Annotated in this window: 18 protein-coding genes and 5 pseudogenes; 6 read left to right on the top strand and 17 right to left on the bottom strand. The window is 67.0% G+C overall.

Annotation, left to right across the window (positions count from 1 at the left end; translation table 11 throughout):
• Positions 1 to 238: 238 nt before the first annotated feature.
• The gene (locus ADK66_RS32655; protein WP_369814761.1) at positions 239 to 883 is read left to right on the top strand and encodes a zinc ribbon domain-containing protein; all 645 of its coding nucleotides are present in this window, start codon (positions 239 to 241) and stop codon (positions 881 to 883) included.
• On the opposite strand, the gene ADK66_RS04780 is transcribed toward ADK66_RS32655, so the two are convergent.
• Complete coding sequence (locus ADK66_RS04780; protein WP_053652656.1) at positions 766 to 1,449, bottom strand: class I SAM-dependent methyltransferase; 684 nt, start codon at positions 1,447 to 1,449, stop codon at positions 766 to 768. The genes ADK66_RS32655 and ADK66_RS04780 overlap by 118 nt on opposite strands.
• Positions 1,446 to 2,429, bottom strand: a complete 984-nt coding sequence (locus ADK66_RS04775; protein WP_231639901.1) for an alpha/beta hydrolase — start codon at positions 2,427 to 2,429, stop codon at positions 1,446 to 1,448. Before ADK66_RS04775 ends, ADK66_RS04780 begins: the two co-directional genes overlap by 4 nt.
• Before the next feature lie 501 nt (positions 2,430 to 2,930).
• Here ADK66_RS04775 and ADK66_RS04770 point away from each other — a divergent pair.
• Positions 2,931 to 3,470, top strand: a complete 540-nt coding sequence (locus tag ADK66_RS04770; protein ID WP_053652655.1) for a ferritin-like domain-containing protein — start codon at positions 2,931 to 2,933, stop codon at positions 3,468 to 3,470.
• On the opposite strand, the gene ADK66_RS04765 is transcribed toward ADK66_RS04770, so the two are convergent.
• From ADK66_RS04765 to ADK66_RS04750, 4 genes and pseudogenes are all read right to left on the bottom strand, one after another.
• A complete protein-coding gene (locus ADK66_RS04765; RefSeq protein WP_197281415.1) occupies positions 3,433 to 6,189 on the bottom strand; it encodes an AAA family ATPase in 2,757 nt (918 codons plus the stop codon). The two genes, ADK66_RS04770 and ADK66_RS04765, sit on opposite strands and share 38 nt — an antisense overlap.
• A 150-nt stretch (positions 6,190 to 6,339) precedes the next feature.
• Positions 6,340 to 7,239: an AraC family transcriptional regulator gene (locus ADK66_RS04760; RefSeq protein ID WP_053652653.1), complete on the bottom strand. Its 900-nt coding sequence runs from the start codon at positions 7,237 to 7,239 to the stop codon at positions 6,340 to 6,342.
• A pseudogene (locus ADK66_RS32650) lies at positions 7,169 to 7,935 on the bottom strand (transposase family protein). The gene ADK66_RS04760 and the pseudogene ADK66_RS32650 overlap by 71 nt, the downstream one beginning before the upstream one ends.
• A gap of 473 nt (positions 7,936 to 8,408) precedes the next feature.
• Complete coding sequence (locus ADK66_RS04750; RefSeq protein ID WP_157552217.1) at positions 8,409 to 8,720, bottom strand: hypothetical protein; 312 nt, start codon at positions 8,718 to 8,720, stop codon at positions 8,409 to 8,411.
• Between the two features lie 311 nt (positions 8,721 to 9,031).
• On the opposite strand from ADK66_RS04750, the pseudogene ADK66_RS04745 reads away from it, so the two are divergent.
• Positions 9,032 to 9,349, top strand: a pseudogene (locus tag ADK66_RS04745) (MBL fold metallo-hydrolase); the annotation flags it as partial.
• Between the two features lie 129 nt (positions 9,350 to 9,478).
• On the opposite strand, the gene ADK66_RS04740 reads toward ADK66_RS04745, so the two are convergent.
• Positions 9,479 to 9,727, bottom strand: coding sequence for an AraC family transcriptional regulator N-terminal domain-containing protein (locus ADK66_RS04740; RefSeq protein ID WP_053652650.1), 249 nt, complete (start codon positions 9,725 to 9,727; stop codon positions 9,479 to 9,481).
• A 10-nt stretch (positions 9,728 to 9,737) separates the two neighbouring features.
• Between ADK66_RS04740 and ADK66_RS32165 the strand changes: the two genes are divergently transcribed.
• Positions 9,738 to 9,959: a hypothetical protein gene (locus ADK66_RS32165; RefSeq protein ID WP_231639900.1), complete on the top strand. Its 222-nt coding sequence runs from the start codon at positions 9,738 to 9,740 to the stop codon at positions 9,957 to 9,959.
• Positions 9,960 to 10,122: 163 nt separating this feature from the next.
• Here ADK66_RS32165 and ADK66_RS04735 read toward each other — a convergent pair whose 3' ends face one another.
• From ADK66_RS04735 to ADK66_RS04715, 5 genes are all read right to left on the bottom strand, one after another.
• Positions 10,123 to 11,007 carry an SMP-30/gluconolactonase/LRE family protein gene (locus tag ADK66_RS04735; RefSeq protein ID WP_053652649.1) on the bottom strand — a complete coding sequence of 295 codons (885 nt, stop codon included), beginning with the start codon at positions 11,005 to 11,007 and terminating at the stop codon, positions 10,123 to 10,125.
• Positions 11,008 to 11,139: 132 nt separating this feature from the next.
• On the bottom strand, positions 11,140 to 11,649 hold the full coding sequence (locus ADK66_RS30550; protein ID WP_082377204.1) for an SDR family NAD(P)-dependent oxidoreductase: 510 nt from the start codon (positions 11,647 to 11,649) through the stop codon (positions 11,140 to 11,142).
• Between the two features lie 172 nt (positions 11,650 to 11,821).
• On the bottom strand, positions 11,822 to 12,226 hold the full coding sequence (locus tag ADK66_RS04725; RefSeq protein ID WP_053652647.1) for an ester cyclase: 405 nt from the start codon (positions 12,224 to 12,226) through the stop codon (positions 11,822 to 11,824).
• 13 nt (positions 12,227 to 12,239) lie between these two features.
• Entirely contained in the window at positions 12,240 to 13,001 is a 762-nt protein-coding gene (locus ADK66_RS04720) for an SDR family oxidoreductase (RefSeq protein ID WP_053652646.1), read from the bottom strand.
• A 279-nt stretch (positions 13,002 to 13,280) separates the two neighbouring features.
• Positions 13,281 to 14,452 (bottom strand): IS3 family transposase gene (locus tag ADK66_RS04715; RefSeq protein ID WP_157552215.1). Its coding sequence is split into 2 segments (ribosomal slippage): positions 13,281 to 14,152 and positions 14,152 to 14,452, totalling 1,173 coding nucleotides; the frame shifts between segments, so codons are not numbered across the junction.
• A 288-nt stretch (positions 14,453 to 14,740) separates the two neighbouring features.
• Between ADK66_RS04715 and ADK66_RS04705 the strand changes: the two genes are divergently transcribed.
• Positions 14,741 to 15,247 (top strand): cupin domain-containing protein, encoded by a 507-nt coding sequence (locus tag ADK66_RS04705; protein ID WP_197281414.1) that lies wholly within the window; start codon positions 14,741 to 14,743, stop codon positions 15,245 to 15,247.
• A 196-nt stretch (positions 15,248 to 15,443) separates the two neighbouring features.
• Here ADK66_RS04705 and ADK66_RS04700 read toward each other — a convergent pair.
• Positions 15,444 to 15,887, bottom strand: a pseudogene (locus tag ADK66_RS04700) (integrase core domain-containing protein); the annotation flags it as partial.
• 665 nt (positions 15,888 to 16,552) lie between these two features.
• Between ADK66_RS04700 and ADK66_RS04695 the strand changes: the two are divergent.
• The gene (locus ADK66_RS04695) at positions 16,553 to 17,344 is read left to right on the top strand and encodes a hypothetical protein (protein ID WP_157552213.1); all 792 of its coding nucleotides are present in this window, start codon (positions 16,553 to 16,555) and stop codon (positions 17,342 to 17,344) included.
• On the opposite strand, the pseudogene ADK66_RS31265 reads toward ADK66_RS04695, so the two are convergent.
• The 4 genes and pseudogenes from ADK66_RS31265 to ADK66_RS04680 all read right to left on the bottom strand — a co-directional run.
• Positions 17,320 to 17,511, bottom strand: a pseudogene (locus tag ADK66_RS31265) (IS5/IS1182 family transposase); the annotation flags it as partial. The gene ADK66_RS04695 and the pseudogene ADK66_RS31265 sit on opposite strands and share 25 nt — an antisense overlap.
• A 24-nt stretch (positions 17,512 to 17,535) precedes the next feature.
• Complete coding sequence (locus tag ADK66_RS04690; protein WP_053652642.1) at positions 17,536 to 18,162, bottom strand: DUF6461 domain-containing protein; 627 nt, start codon at positions 18,160 to 18,162, stop codon at positions 17,536 to 17,538.
• Between the two features lie 210 nt (positions 18,163 to 18,372).
• Positions 18,373 to 19,154, bottom strand: a pseudogene (locus ADK66_RS04685) (transposase family protein).
• Between the two features lie 314 nt (positions 19,155 to 19,468).
• Positions 19,469 to 20,410: a TIGR01777 family oxidoreductase gene (locus tag ADK66_RS04680; protein ID WP_053652641.1), complete on the bottom strand. Its 942-nt coding sequence runs from the start codon at positions 20,408 to 20,410 to the stop codon at positions 19,469 to 19,471.
• Positions 20,411 to 20,825 lie beyond the last annotated feature (415 nt).

Raw genomic sequence — 20,825 nt, 5'->3', positions numbered from 1 at the left:
TCCGGACGGCCTGCTGGGCGTGAGGGAAGCCGATGCCACCGGGAGTCTGCACGGTCAACGCCTCGACGGTACGGATCTCACGACGACCGTGCCCGGCGTCGCCGTATTGGTCCCCGACCGGCACGTCTGCCCACGGTAGGCGCTTGAGCTGGGCGAACAACGTCGGCTGGTTGGCTTTGACCGACACGTACAGGTGCCCGCCGGCAGCAGCGACAGCCCGGGCGCGGGCGACCTACGTATGCAGCGCGTCCGCGACGATCACCACCCCCGCCAGGCCACCCAACCGGGCCGCAACCTGCTCCAGCAGCGGCGCGCCGCGACGTCACCCGTCGAGCCGGCCACCTGGCACCTCACCGCGTCCACCCCGGGTCTCATCTACTGCGCCGCCTGTGAACGACGAATGCAGGGCCAATACAGCCACGGCGACGCCTACTACCGCTGCCGATTCCCCCAGGAATACGCCCTCGCCAACCAGGTCCAACACCCCAGCAACGTCTACCTATGCGAGGACACCCTCACCGACCCGGCTCGACACCTGGCTAGCCTCCGCCTTCGCAGCCGGCCGCATCGAACAGACGATCACCACGATGACCGATGCCCAGCCAGCGGACCAACCATCACCACTCGTCACAGCAGCCCAAACGATCATCAAAGAGTGCGACGCCGAGCTAGTACGGCAGCCACCGTCAGCCGTTATTTGTACAGTCCCCAGGTAGGGCGAGAGCGACGGGGCCGCGTGAGGTTGACGCGCGGCCCCGTCTGCGGTCAGCGGTTCGGTGGCCGCGTGACCTGCAGTGTCCGTGTCGGCCGGCGCCACGACAGGTGCGGAGGCAGCCCGGTCGTCGCTCGGCGTGCTGGTGTGTACGGCCTGCGGCAGGAGTAGACGAACGCGGGAGGCATGTTTGCCCGCTCCGTGGGGCCGCGTACCACTTCCTCGAACCGTTCACCGAGGCTGTGCCGGAGCCGCCTGGCCGGCGGCATCCAGCGCGTGTGGGCGTACGCGAAGGTGGTGAAGGCGCCGTGCGGGGCGAGTACCGCGGTGACCGCGGCGAGCAGTTCGTCCTGTCGCCCTGGTGTGAAGGCCGCCCACGGGAGCCCGCTGACGATGACGTCAGCGTGATCGAGCCCCCGTACCGTCAGTATCTCGCGAAGGTTGCGGGCGTCGGCGATGGCGAGGTCGACGCACGGGAAGCGCCCAGCGAGCAGATCAGCGAACCGTTCGTTGATCTCGATGGCCACGTGGTGGCCTCGGCCGGCCAGCCGCCGCTGGATGGCCTGCGTGAACGCTCCGGTGCCAGGCCCAAGCTCCACCACGACGGGGTCGCCGGTGAGTGGAACCGGTGCGACGACCGCGTTGGCGAGTGCCTGGCTGCTCGGCGCGACCGCGGCAACCGTGAACGGATCGCGGAGGAACTCGCGGAGAAACTGGCGACGGTGGTCAACGGTCATTGCCTGCCCCCTCGTTCGACGGACATGCCGTCCAATGTGCGGGTCAGCCATTCGATACGGGCCCGTCGGGCGATGGCGCCGATGCGCGTCTCTGGGAACCCTAAGTCGAACCCGTGCACGCCACCCGCCCAGACGTGCAGTTCGGCCTGGCCGCCGGCAGCCCAGATCCGGCTGGCGTAGTCGACATCTTCGTCGCGGAAGACCTCGGCGGTGCCGACGTCGATGTAGGTGGTCGGCAGGTTGGACAGATCCTCGGCGAGCGCCGGCGAGATGTACGCCGAAACGTCCTCGGGCTGGTCGCCGAGGACCAACCGCCATGCGAACTCGTTTGTCTCCCCCGTCCAGACAGCGGGTACGCCGGTGAACTGGCGGCTGGAGGTCGTGCTGTTGCGATGGTCGAGCATCGGGCAGATCAAGACCTGCGCGGCGATCGGGACGGTGCCCCGGTCGCGGGCCAGCAGCGTCACCCCGGCCGCCAGCCCGCCGCCCGCACTGGCACCGGCGACGATGATGCGGCTCGGATCGATGCCGAGCGCGTCGGCATGCTCGGCCGTCCACAACAGGCCCCGGTAGCAGTCCTCGACCAGCGTCGGGCCATGCGCCTCGGGCGCCAACCGGTACTCGACGGAGACGACCACGGCGCCGAACCGGTCGAGCCATTCCAGCGGGATGTCGATGTTTGCGACCCGGTCACCCATGATCATGCCGCCGCCGTGAATCCAGTAAATGCATGGCGCGAGCGCGGTAGGGTCACCGGTCGGGCGGAAGACCGACAGCGCGATCTCCGCGCCGTCGTCAGCGCGGGTGATGAACTCACTGCGGTCGATGAGACGGCCGTCCAGCAGTGGCTCGACGGGAGCCGAGGAGAACGGGCGTATGTGAGCGAGGGCGTCGGCGTTCAGGATGGATGTCAGCGGCATCTCGGCGAGCAGCGCCGCCAGTTGGGGATCGACGCCGGGACGCGATGCAGTGGTGATCACGATGGTTCGTCCTCTCAGAAGGTGGCCTTGCCACCGACGGGATCTCGTCGGTGGAGGTCGACTCACCGGCCAGCAGTGTCTGGAGCCGGGTGACCAGGGTCTGCGCGGGCTCACTGGTGACTAAGCCGCTGTGAGCTTCAGGGCTGGTCCAGCCCTCCGCGAGGAAACCGTGTCCGATGGTCATGGTGTGCCCTTTGGTGGATCTTGCTCGTTCAGGACCAGAACCAATCTCGTCCCAGCGACAGGGGCGGCACATCTGTCATACGACCTCATGGTCATCGCCTGGCAGTGGCCGGGTTACCTAGCCGTCGATGATGAAAATGGCAGGCGCGGCCCTTCTAGGCGGAGCCCGCGCGGCGACCGGGTAACGCGGTGGCCGGGCCACTTCTCAATGGCGTCCGTTAGGTCAGTTGACAGATGTGCCCGGGCGGGCGGCTGACAGACCATGGGTGTGTGCCAGGAGAACCGGGGTTGCGCAGACGCGAGGTACGCGACCGTGCGGTGTGGGACCCGGACGACGGGCCGATCACGCCGTCGAACCGGGCCGACCTGAGCGCGGTGGCACGGCTGCTCAACGTCTTGCTGTCGAGCGTGATCGTGTCGTCGCTGCAGTACGAACACCATGCCCTGTTGGTGCGGGGTCTGTCGGCGCAGCCGGTCGCCGCTTATCTGCTCACCTGCGCCGACGACGACCGAGCCGAGGCCCGTGCGCTGGCAGCCCGCATCCGTGACCTCGGGTTCGCCGCCGACCACGATCCACAGCACATTGCCGGACGGTCACGGATCAGCTTTCAGAGCTTCGCCGCTGGCGACCTCACCGGGATCGTGGCGCAGAATCTCGTGGCTGCCCGGATCCTCGTCCAGACGCTGCAGGAGGCCGTGCGCTGGGTGGGCGACGCGGACCCGACCACCCGCCGCCTGCTGGAACGGCTGCTTGAAGCGAAGGAGGCGCAGGCTTGGGTGCTTGCCGCCGAGTCTGCTCCGGGCCGTCCGGCCGAGCAGATCACTGGGGCTCAGGAGGTGACGAGAGGGCATCCCTGAGACCGGCCCGGGTCGTCACACCGAGTTTGGGAAAGATCCGATACAGGTGTGCGCCGACCGTGCGGTGCGAAAGGAACAGACGGTGAGCAATCTCCTTGTTGGTCAGGCCGCTGGCGGCCAGCTGAGCGATCTGCGTCTCCTGCGGCGTCAATGCGACCGCGCCGGGGGCGCGGCCGTCGGCCAGCGGGTACTTCGCGGCGCGCAGCTCGCCAACCACACGGTCGAGCCACGGCCCGGCTGTCATCGCGGCGAACCCCTCGCGCGCGGCGAGCAGGTGAACGCGGGCTTGCGTGACATGTCCGGCTCGCCGGAGCTTCTCGCCAAACGCCAGCCGCACGCGCGATGCGTCGAACAGCCACCGGTCGACAGCGGTGTCGCCGAGCAACTGCTCAAGCTTTTCCGCGGACTCGGGGTCGTCGGAAACCAGGGCCTCGGCACCCGCCTGGATCAACGCCATCCGGCTGGACAGCCGCGACAGTCGGGCCGCGCGCATCGCCTCGACGTGTGCCCGCGCCTCCACCGTCCGCCCAGTCCGTACAGCCGCCTCGACCAGGTCGAATGCGACCCAGGTGCAGTGCGGCACGAACGGGGCGAGCGTACCCGGCGGGCTCATCGCAGCGGCGTGGGCATATGCGGCGTCGAAGTCCCCAGCCGCGGCGGCGGCGAGGGTACGCGGATGGTGGGCGAACAGGACTGCAGCCGATACCCCGCGAGGATGCGCCCAGTTGGTGATCTCGTCGGCCAGCTTGTACGCCTCGTCGGCCTGGCCTCGCCCGGCGGCGACGATCGCCCTGTTGTACCAGAAATACCACGAAAAGAAGGGGAAGCCGCCGGTGTCGCAGGTCTGCTGCCCCTCCCATGCCAGCTCTTGCGCTTCGTCCCATCGGCCGATGAGGAAGTCGTCCAGGCACAGGTGCATCAGCGCTCCGATGTGCCGGCGAGCCGCCGCTCCGTCGCGTCCCTGATGCACCAACCGCCACGACCCTTCGCGGAGTTCACCGAGCCGGTCCAGATACACGGAGGCGGTGCCGATCCGCATGACGCGCGTGGGGTCGGTCTCCTCGGCGAGGGCGCCTAGAATCGTTTCCGCCTCGGCGAGGGCGGACACGCCGGTGCGTACGGGGTCGGGAAAGGCCTTGCTGGCCATGGCGAGGATCTGCGGCGGTTCAGGCCGCAGCCGCCGCAGCGCGCGGAAGAACGGCTCCCAATACTGCGGTGCGCTGCCGTACCAGCTCACCAGCAGCAGGGCGTGCATTGCCTCGATCAACGCCGAATCGTCGGCGCGGTACCCGTGATCGCCGGTCTCGATGGCGCCGACGAGCAGGCGATGGGCCGTGTTCACATCACCCTCGCCGTCGAGCATCAGGAACGCGGCGGCGTTGGCCGCGTGCAGCGACCCCGTCGGGTCCGGCGCCGCCCGGCGGGCATCGGCCAGCAGAGTGCGCGCGTCCGCGGTCGATCCGTCCGCCTCCGCGCCGATGTAGGCGGCCTCGGCAAGCCGCCGGCCCCGGTCGGCGCTGGTCACGCTCAGTTCAGCGGCGCGTACCAGGGTTGCGATCGCGGCGATGGCGTCGCCGCGCAGCATGACACGACGCGCGGAGGTTTCGAGCAGTTGCGCGACGGCCTCGTCCGGAGCCACCGCGGCTGCGGCCAGGTGCCACGCCCGGCGCTCCTCGTCGTGGACCAGCACCTCGGCCAGGGTGACGTGCGCGGTACGCCGCTCCTCGTGTGTCGACATCGCCACGATCGCCGATCGGATGAGCGGATGCCGGAATGCGATCCGGGCGGTCGCGTCATCCACATACACCAACTGCGTCCGCTCAGCGGGAGCCAGGTCGGCCAACCCGCCACGGTCGGCACAAGCGGCATGCAGCACCCGCACGTCACCGGTGCCCTCATACGCGGCCAGCAGTAGCAGTCGGCGGGTCGGCTCTGGTAGCTCCGCGATGCGGGTCGCGAACAACGCCTGCAGCCGCTCGTTGAGCGGAACAACTTCGGGCTGAGCCGCCACCCGCTGGACGGCACCTGACAATGTGGACGGCAACTCCATCAATGCCAACGGATTGCCTTGGGCAAGATCCAGCAGCCGCCGCCGGACACGGGACGGCAACTGGGAAAAGGAAGCCTCCACTAATTGCTCCGCAGCGGCCTCGTCCAACGGTGCCACCACGACCTCGGCCAGCCCGCGCCGGTCGAGGTAACTGGCCGCACCTGTTCGCGTCGACACCAGCAGACCGGCTCGGGAGCCCGCCAGGCGGCGAGCCACGAAGCCGAGAACGACAGCGCTGGCACGATCGATCCAATGAACGTCGTCGACCAGAAGCACCACCGGCGCCTCGGCGGCAAGATCTTGCACGAGCAGAAGGGTGGCGTTGCATACCAACAGGGCGTCTGGTGGCATACCGACACCGAATCCCAGTGCCACCTCCAACGCTTCCCGCGGGCCGGCGGGCAGCCGCGAAATGCCACCCTGAGCGGACAGCAGCAACTGGTTGAGTGCCGAGTAGCTGACATCGGCCTCGAACTCGGACCCCGAGGCCCGCAGCACCTGCATGCCCTCCGCGAGGGCACGTTCCGCCGCGGCGGCCATGAGCGAGGACTTGCCCACACCGGGCTCACCCGTCAGCAGCCGCGCAGCGCCTTCGCGCCTCGCCTGGCCCAGAAACGTTGAAAGCTGCTCTAGCTCGGCAGCTCGACCGAAAAGCCGGATATCCCCCACGTACACCTCACGTTGCCTGCCCCTCAGCCAACACGAGCACGTATGCGAGGCGGAAGGGGCAATGCTCTCGCGTTCTTGCCTGATCCTCTTGCGCCCCCGGACGGTGGCAGGAGATGTTCTGCTGAACCGCCCAGCCGGATTCGGGACGGTTCAGCCGGAAAGTGCCGCCGGCGCGGGCTGCTGCAGGCGCATTGCGTCGAGTCTCGGCGGCACCCCGAACTGGCGACGATACTCGCGGCTGAACTGCGACGGGCTGTCGTAACCCACAAGGCGGCCGGTCCCGGCGATGTCCGTGGCGTCGCAGGCGAGCAGAAGCCGAGCCTGATGAAGCCGGATCTGCTTCTGATACTGGATCGGGCTCAGCGACGTGAGCGCCTGGAAGTTGCGGTGGAATGCCGAGACGCTCATTCCCGCCTGCCGCGCCGCCATCTCTACCCGGAACGGCTCGCGGTAGTTGTCGCGTATCCAACGGACAGCGCGGGAGATGTGGCTCAAAATGCCGTCAGGTTGCCCGAGCTGCCGGATGATCGGGCCCTGTTCGCTGGTAATCAGCCGCCAGAGAATCTCGCGCTTGATCATCGGCGCCAGCACGGGAATGTCGCGTGGGGTGTCGAGCAGCCGCAACAGCCGTAACACCGCGTCGAGCAAGTCGGCGCCGGCCGTGCTGATCGCCAGCCCGGCAGGCGCACCCTCGTCGCTGTCCGGCAAGATGTCGGCCGGCGCCTGCAGCAGCAGATCAGCGATGACGGTGGGATCGGGCGTCAAACCCACGCCGAGCCCTGGCTGGTCCGGGCTCGCGCCGCTGAAGTGCGCCGTGACTGGCAGATCCACCGACACGACGAGGTACTGCCCTGCCCGGTACTCGTAGATCTGGTCGCCGAGCCCGAAGCGCTTCGTCCCTTGAGCGACGAATGCGAAAACCTTCCCATACGTTGTTGGCCTGGGGGGAAACGGCTTGTCGGCTTTGAAGATCAGCACGTCATCTATGGCCGTACGAAGATCGGGCCTGACGTGCCGGGCGATCAGGTCGCGCACCTCGCCAAGGGACATGAGCCGATTGTTCCAAATGCCCAGCGCCAACGCCAACGCAGTTGATCATGGCCGGGGTGGGCTGAGCAAGGCGGGGAATTAGCCGGCAGCTTCCGCAGGCTCGCCGGAGCCCCGCCCCTGCGTCAGCCCGGATTTGGCGACAAAGCAAGGATTGGGAAAGAAGTCGCGAGGATTTCCCTAACAACCTCGTGAGACCTTCGGGTTGGCTGGAGAGGTGAACACGCAGACAGCCAGCCGAGCAGTAACGGTGGTGAGCCCTTTCATCGTGGGTTTCGGCTGGTCTGGACGATCGTGCTGGCGCGTCGGGGCAGCGGAGCTTGGTCAGGACCTTCCAGCCGTTGAGGGTGGCGACGGCGCGTTCACCGACGGCTCGGATCTTGGCGTGGTGGCGGTTGACGGTCTTCTGCCGTCGGGACCGTCGGGGCCGGTGCGGACGGCGTTTGAACGGCGTGCGAAGGGTGCCGCCGGCGCCTTGGTATGCCTTGTCGGCGAAGGTCATGACGTTCGCGCTGCTCAGCGCGTTGGTCAGGCCGTGGGTGCGGGCGAGGCCCAGATCAGGCGACCCTTGCAGTCCGCGATGACCTGCACGTTCACCCCCTGGCGCTGGTGTTTACCGGAGTAGTACGGCCTCTGGTCGGCGACTCGGTCGATGGGGATCAGGGTGCCGTCGAAAATCGCGTAGGCGAGCCGGCCCACGCGCCGTATGGCCGCGTTCAGGGTCTCGGCGTGTACGGCGGGTAGGTCGATGGCTTCCCGGGCGTACCGCCAGGCCGTGGTGACGCTGACCGCGCAGCCGCAGGCCAGACGGGTGATGGTGTCACCGATGCGGAGCTAAGCCAGGGCGAGCGGGGCCTGCCGGCCGGCGTCGAGGCGCCACGGCGCCGTGCGCGTTCGGCGCGGATGAGGTCGGCCAGGTGGTTCAGGGCGCGGCTGGACAGCGCGATCGCGGACGGGTAACACAGCACAGCGAGGCTCCCGGTTGGGGCATCGGACTGCTGTCTCACCGGGTGCCCCGTCCTATGTCGACACCAACAATCCTCTGCGCCTACCGTGACCAGGCACATCACGATGGAAAGGGCTCATGGTTGAGCGCCCGGGATCAACCGTCGGACGACAAACGCGTCGAGGGCAGGCGGGCGCGGACGACCACCTGCCCCCGTCGTCGTGAATCAGAAGGCGCGGAAGCTGAGCCATCTCCCGGCTTCGTAGGTGCGGAGCGTCCCCACGCCGGTCGCTTGACCGGTGCAGTCTGTGGTGCGGTAGAAGATGACGTCGCGGAAGCCGCTCCAACCGATGTGGCTGTCCGCCGTCAGAGGCAGCGCCGCACAGGCGATGGGGGCTGCCGGGAAGTTTGCGACTTCGGTGGTGAAGGCTCCGCTGTAGAAGGTGAGGCCCGACGGCTGAGCCGAGGCGGGCGAGGCTGCCAAACTGAGCCCGGTGACGGCGAGGACGGACGCGATCAGCGCCGACCCGATCCTCATTGACGCCCTGGTCATAGATAACCTCCACTACATCCATACGCAGACGGGTTCGCGCCACGTGCAGTTGATTGTGCAATCTTCTGGATGCAAAGACACAGCTGCGGTGAAATGCGGCAGGAACGGGCAAGGGACCGCCACTCTTGAGCAAGTGGCTCATTCATGTGACTGATACGTAGCACGCGTGCGCCCGGCGACCCGACCGACGCCTTCGCTGCCACGCCACGGTTCTGGTCGAGATTGAACGTCGCCGCATAGTGCTCAACCCACTGTGAAGCGACCCGGGATCGCAGGTCCCGGGCGTCGGTCCGAAGCGGCTGCGGTTGCACCCGATGCCGGTGGCGCTGGCCGACCTGCCCCGGCTGGACGCGATCATCATCTCGCACGACCACTACGGCCACCTCGGCATGCCGACGATCCGGGCACTCAACCACACTCAGGAGGCGATACTCGCGGCTCACCCTCGCCGCCACCGAGTCTCGCCACTCAGGTCGCGCGTTCATTGGCAGCAACGAAACCCTGTGGAGTTCGTGAATGATCGTCGGCAGCATCGGCTGGTCTTCTACACCGGCGATTCCGGTTCCTTCGACGGCTCGCCGACGTCGGCGAGCGGCATGGTCTTTTCGACGTGACGCTGATGCAGATCGGCCCGTCGATGCCGGCACCCCAACCGAAGTAGCCCCCCTGGTGGCAGGCCCTGTCCTGACGCCGCACCAGCTTCGGAGCCTGGGAAGCTGCGGAAGCCTCGCGAACGCCGGCGGTCAGACGACCGCCGGCACCTCGGCCCGGGTGATGCCGTGCAGGCGGGCGGCGTCTTGGCTGGGACGCACGCCGAACTGGCGACGTTCGATCAGGGGCGCGAGCACCCTGACGTCCCGGGGCCGGTCCAGCAGCCGCAGCAATCGGATCACCACATCACTGGATTCGTCGGGAGCGTCGCTGACCACCATCCCCGACCGCGTCGTGCCGGCCAGGGGCGGCAGGTCGCCCGGCGCGGCCTGCAGCAGCATCTCCGCGATCGTGGGCGGGCGCGACGAGGACGTCGCGTACGCGACCCGACCCTGGGCCGCCGGTGGCCAGGCGGAGCTGCACCTGTGGGGCTTCCACAGCATCTCGGCGCTGCTCCCGCACATCCGCGTCTCGGCCGCGGCACGGCGTACTCAGGCCGACTGGCTCGCCCGCGTCCTGAAAGCCAGCCCCCGAGCACAAGGACTGAGCCGGGTCCGTCGGCGAGGATGGTGACCTTCTTCAGCCCGACCGGTGGAACGTCCAGACAGGTCCGGACGATGTTGTCAGCCGACGGCAGGGCCGGCCAGTCCGGCCCCTGCGCGGCGCACGTCGGCCGCGGGTTACGCCAGCTTCTCGGCGCTCTCGGCTCCGTTGAACACAGCGTGCGTGAACCAGATCAGGCTGCCGGCGTCCGGACTGCAGCGGCAACGATTGTGCCCTCGCGGGCGGCGCGCCGGGCGTGCTCATCGAAGTCGGGGGCCATGCAAATGAACAGGGTCCGTCCGGTCTCGCCGCCGAGGGCGCAGGCGTAGGCGTTCGCGCCTGGCCGGATCTCGTCGGTGATCTGCCCGCCCTCGATGACCCGGATCACACGTCCACCGATGGCGTCAGCCACCCACAGGCCTCCGTCTGCGTCCAGGCACGAGCCGTCCGGGGCGACGTCGAGTTGTTCCAGCGCACCGGCGACCGCACGGTCGGTGGGTACCGGTCCGAACTGGGCCCACACCCGCTGGTTGGTGAGCTGACCATCCTCCGTGAGATCGAACGCGGTGATCCGATTGCCGAAAGTCTCGTTGACCAGCACGACACCGCCTGAGGTGAGGGAGATGGCGTTCGGGAACCAGAGCCCGGAGGCCACTTCGGTCACCGTGCCATCGGGATCGGCGCGATGAAGGGCCGCCGTTTCGAGCGGCGCCCCGTTCATCAGGTCGAACCCGAAGTTGCCGACATAGGCGCGGCCTTCGGCGTCCACCGACATGTCGTTGAGATGGCCGGTCGCGTGCTGACTCAGGTCAGCGTGAGCGACAAGGCTTCCATCGGCCTCGCGGCGCAGGATCCGCCGGTCATGCATGGATACGACGAGCAGCCGCCCGTCCGGCAGCCAACCGATGCCGGACGGCTGCCGCTCCACGACGGCCTCGACCCGGCGATCGGTGCCGTCCGCACGAACGGACATCACCCGGCAGGTGTAGAAGTCGGAGAACCAGAGCCGGCCGTCATGCCAGCGAGGCGCTTCGGTGAACGTAAATCCGTCGAGGATGGTTGTGACACGGTGCGACATTCTCAGACCTCCTGCCGCCTCTCGAGCGACGTCAGTGTAGTGCCGGGCTGGCGGTTCCACACCCAGGGCTTCGACGGTGGCTGGGTCGATCGCTTCAAACCGCGGGTACGGGTGGGCCGGGCGACACGCTGTTCACCTGGAGCGGCACGGGGCCAGCTCCTTGGCCAGGTATCGGGTCCTCGTGATCAGGCCGCCCTTCACACTGGCGTACACGGAGTAGCCCGCAGTCAGGCCGGTCGGGAGGGCGGAGTTACTCGTCGTGTTGACGATCGCCCCGTTGTCGGCGATGAGCGGGAGGAATGTCTGCGTCAGGAAGTACGGGCCGCGCATGATCACCCGGAAGGAGGCCTCGAACAGATCCTGTGTGACGTCGGGAAAGACGTCCTGCTTCGCCATGCCGGCGTTGTTGACCAGGTAGTCGAACGAGTCGCGCTGCCATCGGTCGCGCAGCTCCCTGCGCACTTGCTCCGCGAACTCGGGAAAGTCTCCGTGAGGCCGATGTCCAGCCGCACCGCGATCGCCGACCCTCCGTTTGCCTTGATGGGTGGCCACCGTCTTCTTGACGCCCTGGGGTTTGGTGTTGTAGGTCAGGATCACGCCGTTGCCGCGCTCGGTGATACGGATGGCTGGAGCCTGTCCGATGCCGAGCTTCCCCTGTCAGAACCGCGATACCCATTGCGTTCAACGTCGGGCGGGTCGTCCGGCGATTTCACAGAACTACCTGGGTCTTGTCTATTCACTCCGAGCCGGGTGAGGACCATTTGGTCCTCACCCGGCTCGAGTTCCGCCGCGCGACGGCGGCCGGACGACCGTGCTACGAGGGAATGGCGCCGATCTGCTGCATGATGGTCATCCGGTCCGGCGACACCCAGAACTCGGCGATCTTGCCATCCGCTACGCGCATGACGCCGATCCCGACCGCGGACACCTGTCGCCCGGTCGCCGGCACGCCCATGAGCTCCCCGTCGTGCGTGCCCTCATACCGGCAGCGCAGCGCCACGAGGTCACCGTCTGCGATCAGCTCATCAAGCGGGTGCTGCAAATCGGTCATGCCGGTGAAGAACGCGTCGCCGAACACCTTCACGCCGTCGATGTCCAATGTTGGCAGTCCGGCCGGGTGGAACCGGAAGTCCTCGGTGCACAGGTGCACCGGAGTGGTCCGGCCGCCGTCGAGCTCCTCGAAGTAGTTGCGGACGATCTGCTTGTTCGCCTCGGACATGGCGGTGTTCCTCTCACTTGGCCTGGTCGAGCTGGACCGCGTCGGGTCCGGCGGGGAATCGCAGCTGGCCGGTCGTGTCGTGCACGGCCCGCCACACCGTCTCGGCGACGTCGCTCTCCCGCGTGAACAGGTCCTGCTCGACGAACCGGCCGAGGGCCCGCTTCGCGAACGGCTCGTAAAACGGGGGGACCAACTTGTCCAGCGGGCCGCTCAGGTCGGTGTTGTCGGTCGCCCTGGCAGCGAAGCTGGTCGTGAGGCAGGTGCCCGGCTCGACGGTCTTGGCGCGTACGCCGAACTCGGCGAGCTCGAGGGCGAGCGACGAAGTGAATCCCTCGATGGCCATTTTACTGGCCTTGTACACGGCTGATAGCGGCATGTGCCCGAGCACGACGCTGGAGGTCACGTTGATCACGACGCCGGAGCCGCGCTCACGGAACTGGGTCAGCACCGCTTGAGTGGTGGCCATGACGCCGAAGGTGTTGGTCTCGAAGATCTCCCGCACCCGGCTCATGGGGGTGCCTTCATACACGCCGATCAGCCCAATTCCCGCGTTGTTGACCAAGGCGTCGATGGGGCCCGCCGCAGCGAACGCGGCAGCGATGGAGTCGGAGTCGGTGACGTCGAGTTGGAGGATGCGGAGCCGGTCCGACTCGGGCAGGACATCCGGGCGCGGGGTCCGCATGGTGGCGATGACGTTCCACCCTTGCGCGAGGAAATGCCGTGCGGTCTCCCGTCCGTAGCCGGAAGCGGCGCCGGTGATCAGTACGGTGTTCATGGTGGAAAGGTGCTCCTGTAGCTCGTTCGGATGTGTGCTGAATCCACAATGCGTGGCCACCGACGTCAGACACATCTGTCATCTGACTCCCCAGCTCGAGCCAATTCGAGCGCCTATGACTTAAGCCGCCTCGACCTGGCCACCGCGCACCTGCACGCCACCAACCCAGACCTCCAGGAAGCAAGCGCGCTTGCGGTGGAGGCGCTTACCCTCACCGCGGACCAGCGTTTCGAATCGAGGGACTGCCCCGGGTTTGGTTGACTCGCGGGGTTGAGTGGTTCAGGCCGCGTGTGCGTGCCTGTTGATTGTCTCAAACTCGATGGAAGTGAGCCGTCCGAGGCGTCGTTGCCGTCGGCGGCGGTGGTAGGTCCGTTCGATCCAGGTCACGATCGCCAGGCGTAGCTCCTGGCGGGTTGCCCAGCGCTGCCGGTCCAGGACGTTCTTCTGCAGCAGCGCGAAGAACGACTCCATCGCGGCGTTGTCGCCGCAGGCGCCGACCCGGCCCATCGACCCGACCAATCCGTTGCGGCGCAACGCTTTCACGAACTTCCGGGACCGGAACTGACTGCCTCTATCCGAGTGCACCACCGTCCCGGCCGGGTCCCGTAGTCGGATCGCGTTACGCAGCGCCGCGACAGCCAGGGAGGCTTTCATGCGGTGGTCAATGGAGTAGCCGACGATCCGGCCGGAGTACACGTCCTTGATCGCGCAGAGGTAGAGCGTGCCCTCGGCGGTGGGGTGCTCAGTGATGTCGGTCAGCCACACCGCGTTCGGTGCGTCGGCGGTGAAGACCTTCTTCACGTGGTCGTCGTGCACCGGCGGTCCGGCCCGGCGGGTCAGGCCCCGTTTCTTCGCGAAGACCGACCAGATGCGCTGCTGTGAGCAGAGTCTGGCCACCCGGTTGGCGCCGGCGGTGATGCCGTGCGCTGGCAGTTCGTCGGCGATGAACCGGTAGCCGAACGCCGGATCGTCGCGGTGGATGTCCAGCGCGGCGTTGATCAGATGCGCGTCGTTCCAGTCCCGCTGCGACACCGGATTCTTCCGCCAGGCGTGGAAGGCCTGCGGTGTGAAGCCCAGGACCCGGCAGGTCACCGCGACGGGGATGCCGTCCACGGCCAGGTCGAGGACCAGCGGGTAAGTCATTTTGGGGCGATCTCCCGGGCGAAGAACGCCGCCGCCCGGCGCAGGATCTCGTTCTCCTGCTCCAACAGCTTGGACCGCTTGCGCAGCTCCCGCAGCTCCCGCAGCTCCCGCAGCTCCCGCAGCTCCGCGGACTCGCTGCTGGTCGTGCCGGGGCGGACCCCGTCGTCGACGTCGGCGATCTTCAGCCAGCGGTGCAGACACGACTCGGAGATCCCGAAGTCGCGCCCGATCTGCGACAGCGGCGCCTCACCCTTGCGGGCGACCGCGACCACGTCACGGCGCAACTCCGGCGGGAACGCTTCCGGCATGGCAGACATCCTTCCAGCGAGGAACGCATCCTCACAGGTCAGGAGTCAAGCGAACCGGGTGCAGTCCCCTTCTACTCGTGTACGGGACAACCCGCTCGGCTTCGACGGACCGGCGCATTCCGGCTTACTTGCAACGGATAGGGACCATGTCAGTTCATTGCCTGCGCGGTGCGACTTCTCACCCCGATCGGCATTCGTGGAGGCTAGCTGTCGACTGCTCCTACGACTACCGTCTTGGAGGAAATTTGCCGGTCCACTGTCGGCGCATTCTCTGCTAGGGGGAGTCTCGTGAGCCTTTCAATGTCCGCAGTTGACCTAAATCCACGCGGTGCCGCCGGTGGCTTGCATGTGGCTGCCGGGCACGGAGTGACCAAATGGTTTTCCGGCGACGTCTACACCATGCGCCTTCAGGCAGCCCAGACTGGCGGGTCCATCGGAATCGTAGAGGCCAGTGTGCCGCCGGGCGGTGGCCCCGTCCCGCATACCCACGCTGAGCAGGAGGAGACGTTCTATCTACTGTCGGGTGAGTTGGAGTTCCTGGACGGCGAACGGACTTTCACTGCGGTGACTGGCGATATCGTTCATATTCCGCGTATGGTCCGTCACAGGTTCAAGAACGTCGGTATGCATACCACGAGGTTGCTTTTTATCTACACGCCGGGCGGCGCGGAGGGACTCTTTGTAGAAGGGGGAGATGAACCCCGACCTGGTGTGCAGGTAGACAACTGGGGGCCCGAGCGTTTCGACGAGCGGATGTTGGGATTGTTCCACAAGTACGGTGTGCAGGCTGTGTAGCTTCTCCGGCATCGAATGTGCGGACAATCCGCCGTGAGGGTTCGCCTCGCCTTGCCACAAGCAAGGCGAGGCGACCGCGCGGTGACCCGCAGCCCGACGAAGCGGCGGTCGCTTGCGTCGTACGGTCGCTGACTGCGTGGGCGGATGTCACCAGGTGCTGATGGCGCTGAACTGTTCGTCCGCGAAGTGCTCGGGCCTAGGTGTTCTGTCCAGAGAGGTTGGGGACGCGGCTGGCGGGTGGGCCGCCGAGTGCGGTGTGGTGCCGGTGATTGTTGTAGGTGTGGAGCCAGGCGGGCAAGGCCGCGCGTCGTGCGGTCTCTGAGCGGTAGGGCTTGGCGTAGGCCCATTCGTCGGTCATGGTCCGGTGGAAGCGCTCGACTTTGCCGTTCGTTTGTGGCGGGTAGGGGCGGGTCTTCTTGACGGTGACACCGAGTTTGGTGCAGGTGTCGTGCCAGAGGTGGGACTTGTAGCAGGAGCCGTTGTCGGTCAACACCCGGGCGATGGTGATGCCGTGGTCGGTGAACCAAGCGTGGGCGCGTTGCCAGAACGCGGCTGCGGTTTCTTGACGTTCGTCGGGAAGGATTTCGGTGTAGGCCAGCCTGGAGTGGTTCTCGATCGCGGTATGCAGGTAGGCGTAGCCGACGACCAAGCAACCCACGACCTACGCGCACTCGTCCGGGCGGACATGCTCGAACAGCACGGCGAGACCCGAGGCAGGTTCTACCTCACCTCGCCGACGCTGCGCGACCTCGCCGCCCCCGCGCTGCGCCCAAAGGAAATCATCGACCCGTACCGACGGTGAGGCGCCGGCCCCGGCACTGCCAATCTCCGACGGTCAGCGCGCCGCGAACGGACGCCATTTCCTGTCTACCGAATTGGACCCATGCGGCCGGTCATACCAGTAGGCATTCCAGACTCACAGTATTTGGGCGTAGATATGCCCAAATGGACAGTCAACCTGTCCCATTTATCGTGATTTTCACGAAATTTGGTGTCCGAGGGGCGACACGACCCTTTGCCCCACCGTCGATGACGCTCAGCGCAACTCTGAAACTCACGCAAGTCTAGCTGTGCTGGTGACCTCTTCGGTTCCGCCGAGGTCACCAGCCTGAAAGACTCTCAGGACGTTGCCTGCGGGATCGTCGCCTCAGCTGGCGGATCCGCAGCGCACTTCCGCCCGCTCACCTGCAACGCTTACGTCGATCTACAGCACTTCTGCAGGCGTGGTGTGAGGCGACCCGAGGCGCCGGCCGGCGCCAGCCATCCCGCAGCTCAGACCTGTACGTGGCCATAAGATCCACGTCTATGGTCCGCACCACGCCCCCACGTCCTCTGGACATCACGGCGCTCTTCCCTGAACTGCGGGAACATTCCATCACCGCTACCCGTCTGCATCCCCGACCCGGCGATCCGACCGTTGCGGACAGTTCGGTGGGCGGACCGCTGTTGTGGCCGGCCGACGAGGAATGGCCGGTCTGCGACGACGCCGGGGCGCACGAGCCATGGAACCTGACGACCCCGGCCGCCCTGCACCGCGGGCGGGAGATCCTCGCGACGGCGGAAGCCCGGGAGCCGCTGCCGGGCGGGGACTTCTTGACTGCGAAGGAGCGGACCGAACTCGATGCGGCCGACGCTCTGGACCTGGACGACCTGATCGAGGATCCCATCCCGTTGGTTCCAGTCGCGCAGCTGTACCGACGAGATATCCCGGACTACGTCGGTCCGGACGCCACCGACCTGCTCCAGATGCTGTGGTGCCCGGTGGACCACTCGGACCGGCACCACAGCCCTCGCGTCTTCCTCTACTGGCGCAACAGTTCCGCCGTCGGCCCGCTACTCGAAGCGCCTCCCGAACCGCCAGTGATCAGCGACATGTACCTGCCGCTTCCGTGCGTGGTGCACCCCGAGCAGGTCCGCGAGTACCAATACGCCGACCTGCTCCCCGATGACCTACGCGAACGGCTCCACGACTGGGATGACTGGGATGACGACGAAGACGAGAGCCGTCCCCACTCAGCCTTTTTCATTCTGAGTAGGCCGGGTTCTCGATGTGGGTGCAGGACGAGGATGGCCTACACGATTGGGGTTGTCCGGTGAGGGCTGCAGCGGAGTTTAGTCAGGATCTTCCAGGTCTAGAGGGTGGCGTTGGCGCGTTCGCCGATGGCACGAATCCGGGCGTGGGCCCGGTTGACCTTCTTCTGCCAGGCGGCGAGTTTTGGCCGGTAGCGGTGCCGTTTGAACGGGGTTCGGATGCTGCCGCGGGCCGCCGGAGCATCCATCACGGGCGGCTATCGTGTCATCCGGTTGAGGGCCAGGTCCGCGGTCAGTAGCGGGCCGGCCAGGTCGGCGAGGGCCGGCAGCCGCCCGACGATCCGGGCAGCCAGATGCAGCGCCGCCGCGACCGGGCGGTCCGGACCCCCGTCGTTGGCGTCGGCGTCGAGCGGCAGCCCGACCGCCGCCATGCTGGCGGCCAGCCGGTCGGCGTCGTCGCCCTGCCGCCGCCACACCGCCTCCGGCGGGAACTCGGTGATCAGAGCGCCGTCGACCGCGTAGGAGAACGAGTGTGACGCCGCATAGTCGTGCCGCATGACGCCCACGGCCCGGCACCCGCGGGAGACGGCTACTACCCGGTCATCCTCGGCGACCTCGTAGGTGCCCACCACCATCGTCCACCCCGCCAGGGCCGTGGCGAACGCGATCGGTCGCGTATCCCAATGACCGACGATCTCACAGGCCAGGTCGAGGAACTCGTCGAGGCTGCGCTGCTTCACCGTCTCCGGCCGGGCCGCGAACCGGGTCAGCGCGGTGGCCGGGTCGACGCCCTCCACGAACACCATCCCGACGATCTCGCCGAGCAGCTCCTCATCGACGACAGCGGCGACGAACTCGGCTTCGGCCGTACCGATTTCATCCATGGCTTCTGACCCCCGCGTCGGTGAAGCGTCAGACTGTAGCGTCTTCACCGGGCCTTCGTGACCCCCACCGCGGCGATCTGGCCCGCCCTTGCGACCGAGCCTGGAACGCTGCGGTCAAGCACCCGACCGGCGCGGCTGTACTCACTGCCGCGATCGACGTCCGGTGATTCGGCATCCGCCGGCCATTGGTCCTTTTTCATGGAGCCATTCTCATCCTGCGTAGCGGTTCGTTTCGACGTCGTGCAGGACGAGGATGGCTTGGACGGTCGCGGTGGCTCGGCGTGGGCAGCAGCGCAGCTTGGCCAGGATCTTCCAGGTCTTGAGTGTGGCGATCGCTCGTTCTCCGCGGGCGCGGATCTTCGCGTGGGCCCGGTTCACGGCCTTCTGCCTGCGTGAGAGCTTCGGCCGGAAGCGGCGCCGCTTGAGCGGCGTGCGCAGGCTGCCGTAGGCGCCCTGGTAGCCGTTGTCGGCGAAGGTCATCACGTCCGCGCTGGTCAGGGCATCGATGATGCCGTGACTGCGTGCGGCGCCCAGGTCGTGTGCCGAGCCGGGCAGTGCCGGTGATGCCCACACGATCCGGCCGGCGGCGTCGGAGATGACTTGCACGTTCACGCCGTGGCGTTTGTGCTTGCCGCTGTAGTAGGGCTTCTGCTCGGCGATTCGGTCGATCGGGATCAGCGTGCCGTCCAGGATCGCGTATGCCAGCAGCCGGATGTCGCATCGCGGTGTCCAGGTCGTCGACTGCCGAGCTGAGCAGGGTTATCGCTTCCTGGACGTAGCGCCAGGCGGTGGCGACGCCGATGGCGAAGCCGGCAGCGAGTCGGGTGTAGGTGTCGCTGTTACGCAGGTGGGCCAGGGCGAGCAGCGCCTGCCGGCCGGGCGCAGGGCGCCGCCACCGGGACCGGCGCTGCCTAGGGGTGACCGCGGATACGTTCGGCGAGGTGGTTCAGGGTCCGGCTGGACAACGGAATCGTGGCGGGGTAGGACAGCATGGCGAGGCTCCCGGTCGGGGCTTCGAGTCTTGGTCGACAGCTGTCCTACCTGGAGCCTCGTACCCATCGACCATCGGGCCTGCCGCACACGCCCGAACTGCAAGATCAGCCTGGAAAAGGCTCACTGATCGTGAGCTGACACCCCGCGCATGCTGTTTACGAGCGGTGGCTTCCGCAGCCACATCGGTCGCTTGGAGCACCGTCACGGACGCATTGCCTCATCGGCGGCAGAGGAATGAACCGAGTACTTCGTTCGCGAGAACGGGTTCCGTCACTGGAAGTGTGACCGTCGCCTCGGCTTTGGCGCGAGGTCGCTAGCCTCGTCGACGCCGTAACGCCAGATCTGCGGCCGCGGCCTGCCACTGCGGATAGGCGAATGTGAATCCGGCATCAGAGAGCCGTCCCGGGGTGACTCGCCGGCTCTTCAGCAGCAGTTCGGTGTCCGACCGCATCGCGAACGCGCCGACCTCAGCCATTCGTCTGGTGGCAGGCAGGCCGACCGGCATCCGCCAAGCCGAACGCAACTCCCGCATGAATTCTCGCTGTGGCAACGGGCCGGGTGCGGCTAGGTTCACAGCCCCGGTGAGGTCGTCGCGTTCGATCAGGAATCGGATAGCGCGGGCGAAGTCCTGGTCGTGGATCCACGAGACATACTGCCTGCCGCCCGCGACCGGTCCACCGAGTCCGAGCCGCGCTAGCCAGCTCAGCACGTCGAACACGCCGCCACGGTCGGGGCTCATCACCATGGCCGACCGCAGCGCAACCTTGCGGGTATCCGGAGTTGCCGCCTGCTCCTGCGCAACTTCCCAATTCTGAGCGATCTTGACGCTGTACGCCCAGTACCCGGGCACGCCGCGCTCACCACCGCCGATCAGACCGCTGTACTCATCGTTGGCCGCATCAAAGCGGTGCGCATAGATCGTCGCGGTGCTCATCTGCATCCACACCTTGGGTGGCCGGGTAGCCTCGGCGATGGCCTCGCCGACAACCCGCGCCGACTCCACACGTGAACTCATCATGGCTTCGAGGTTCTCCGCGGTGTACCGACAGCTCACACTGCGCCCCGCTAGATTGATGACCACATCGCTGCCGTTGATCTGCTTGGCCCACTCGCCAAGCGTGGAGCCGTCCCAGTGAACCTGACGCTCACCCTTAGGCGAGCGGGTCAACAGCACAACATCGTGACCCTCCGCAGTCAACGCCCGATCCAAAATCGTGCCGATCTGCCCAGTCCCACCGGGAATGACGACCTTCACAGCCCCTCCTCATCCGGCGCCTCATTCTGAACATGTTCAACCATGCTGTGGGCGTACGGCTATGGCGGGCCACCAATCTCACGCGTCGCCAAGGCGATCCAGAACGCTGCCTACGGGACGACTGGGGAGATCAAAATCAGCGGGAAGATCTCGGCCCTCCATACCCATCCCCTACCTGGAATCAGGTGATGCCGAGCAGTGCCAGCGGGCGGTGCTGTCGGAGCGTGATGTCGGTTGGCGGCGATGTTGGCGACTCCGGCGGTGCGCAGGGCGCCGATGGCGGCGTTACTGAGCGCGACCATCACCTGGGGCCCGGTCTCGGTGCGGCTTCCGCTCCGCACCCCGACGAGGTCGCGGCCGCCGCCTGACTCGCAGAGCTCGTCGCCCGCACGTCCTGCCGAGCCATCAACCATCT

The sequence above is a fragment of the Micromonospora sp. NRRL B-16802 genome, from assembly GCF_001279555.1.
Classification (GTDB): domain Bacteria; phylum Actinomycetota; class Actinomycetes; order Mycobacteriales; family Micromonosporaceae; genus Micromonospora; species Micromonospora profundi.
The sequence above is the reverse complement of the archived record's forward strand: the minus strand, read 5'-3'. Positions and strand labels throughout refer to the sequence as shown.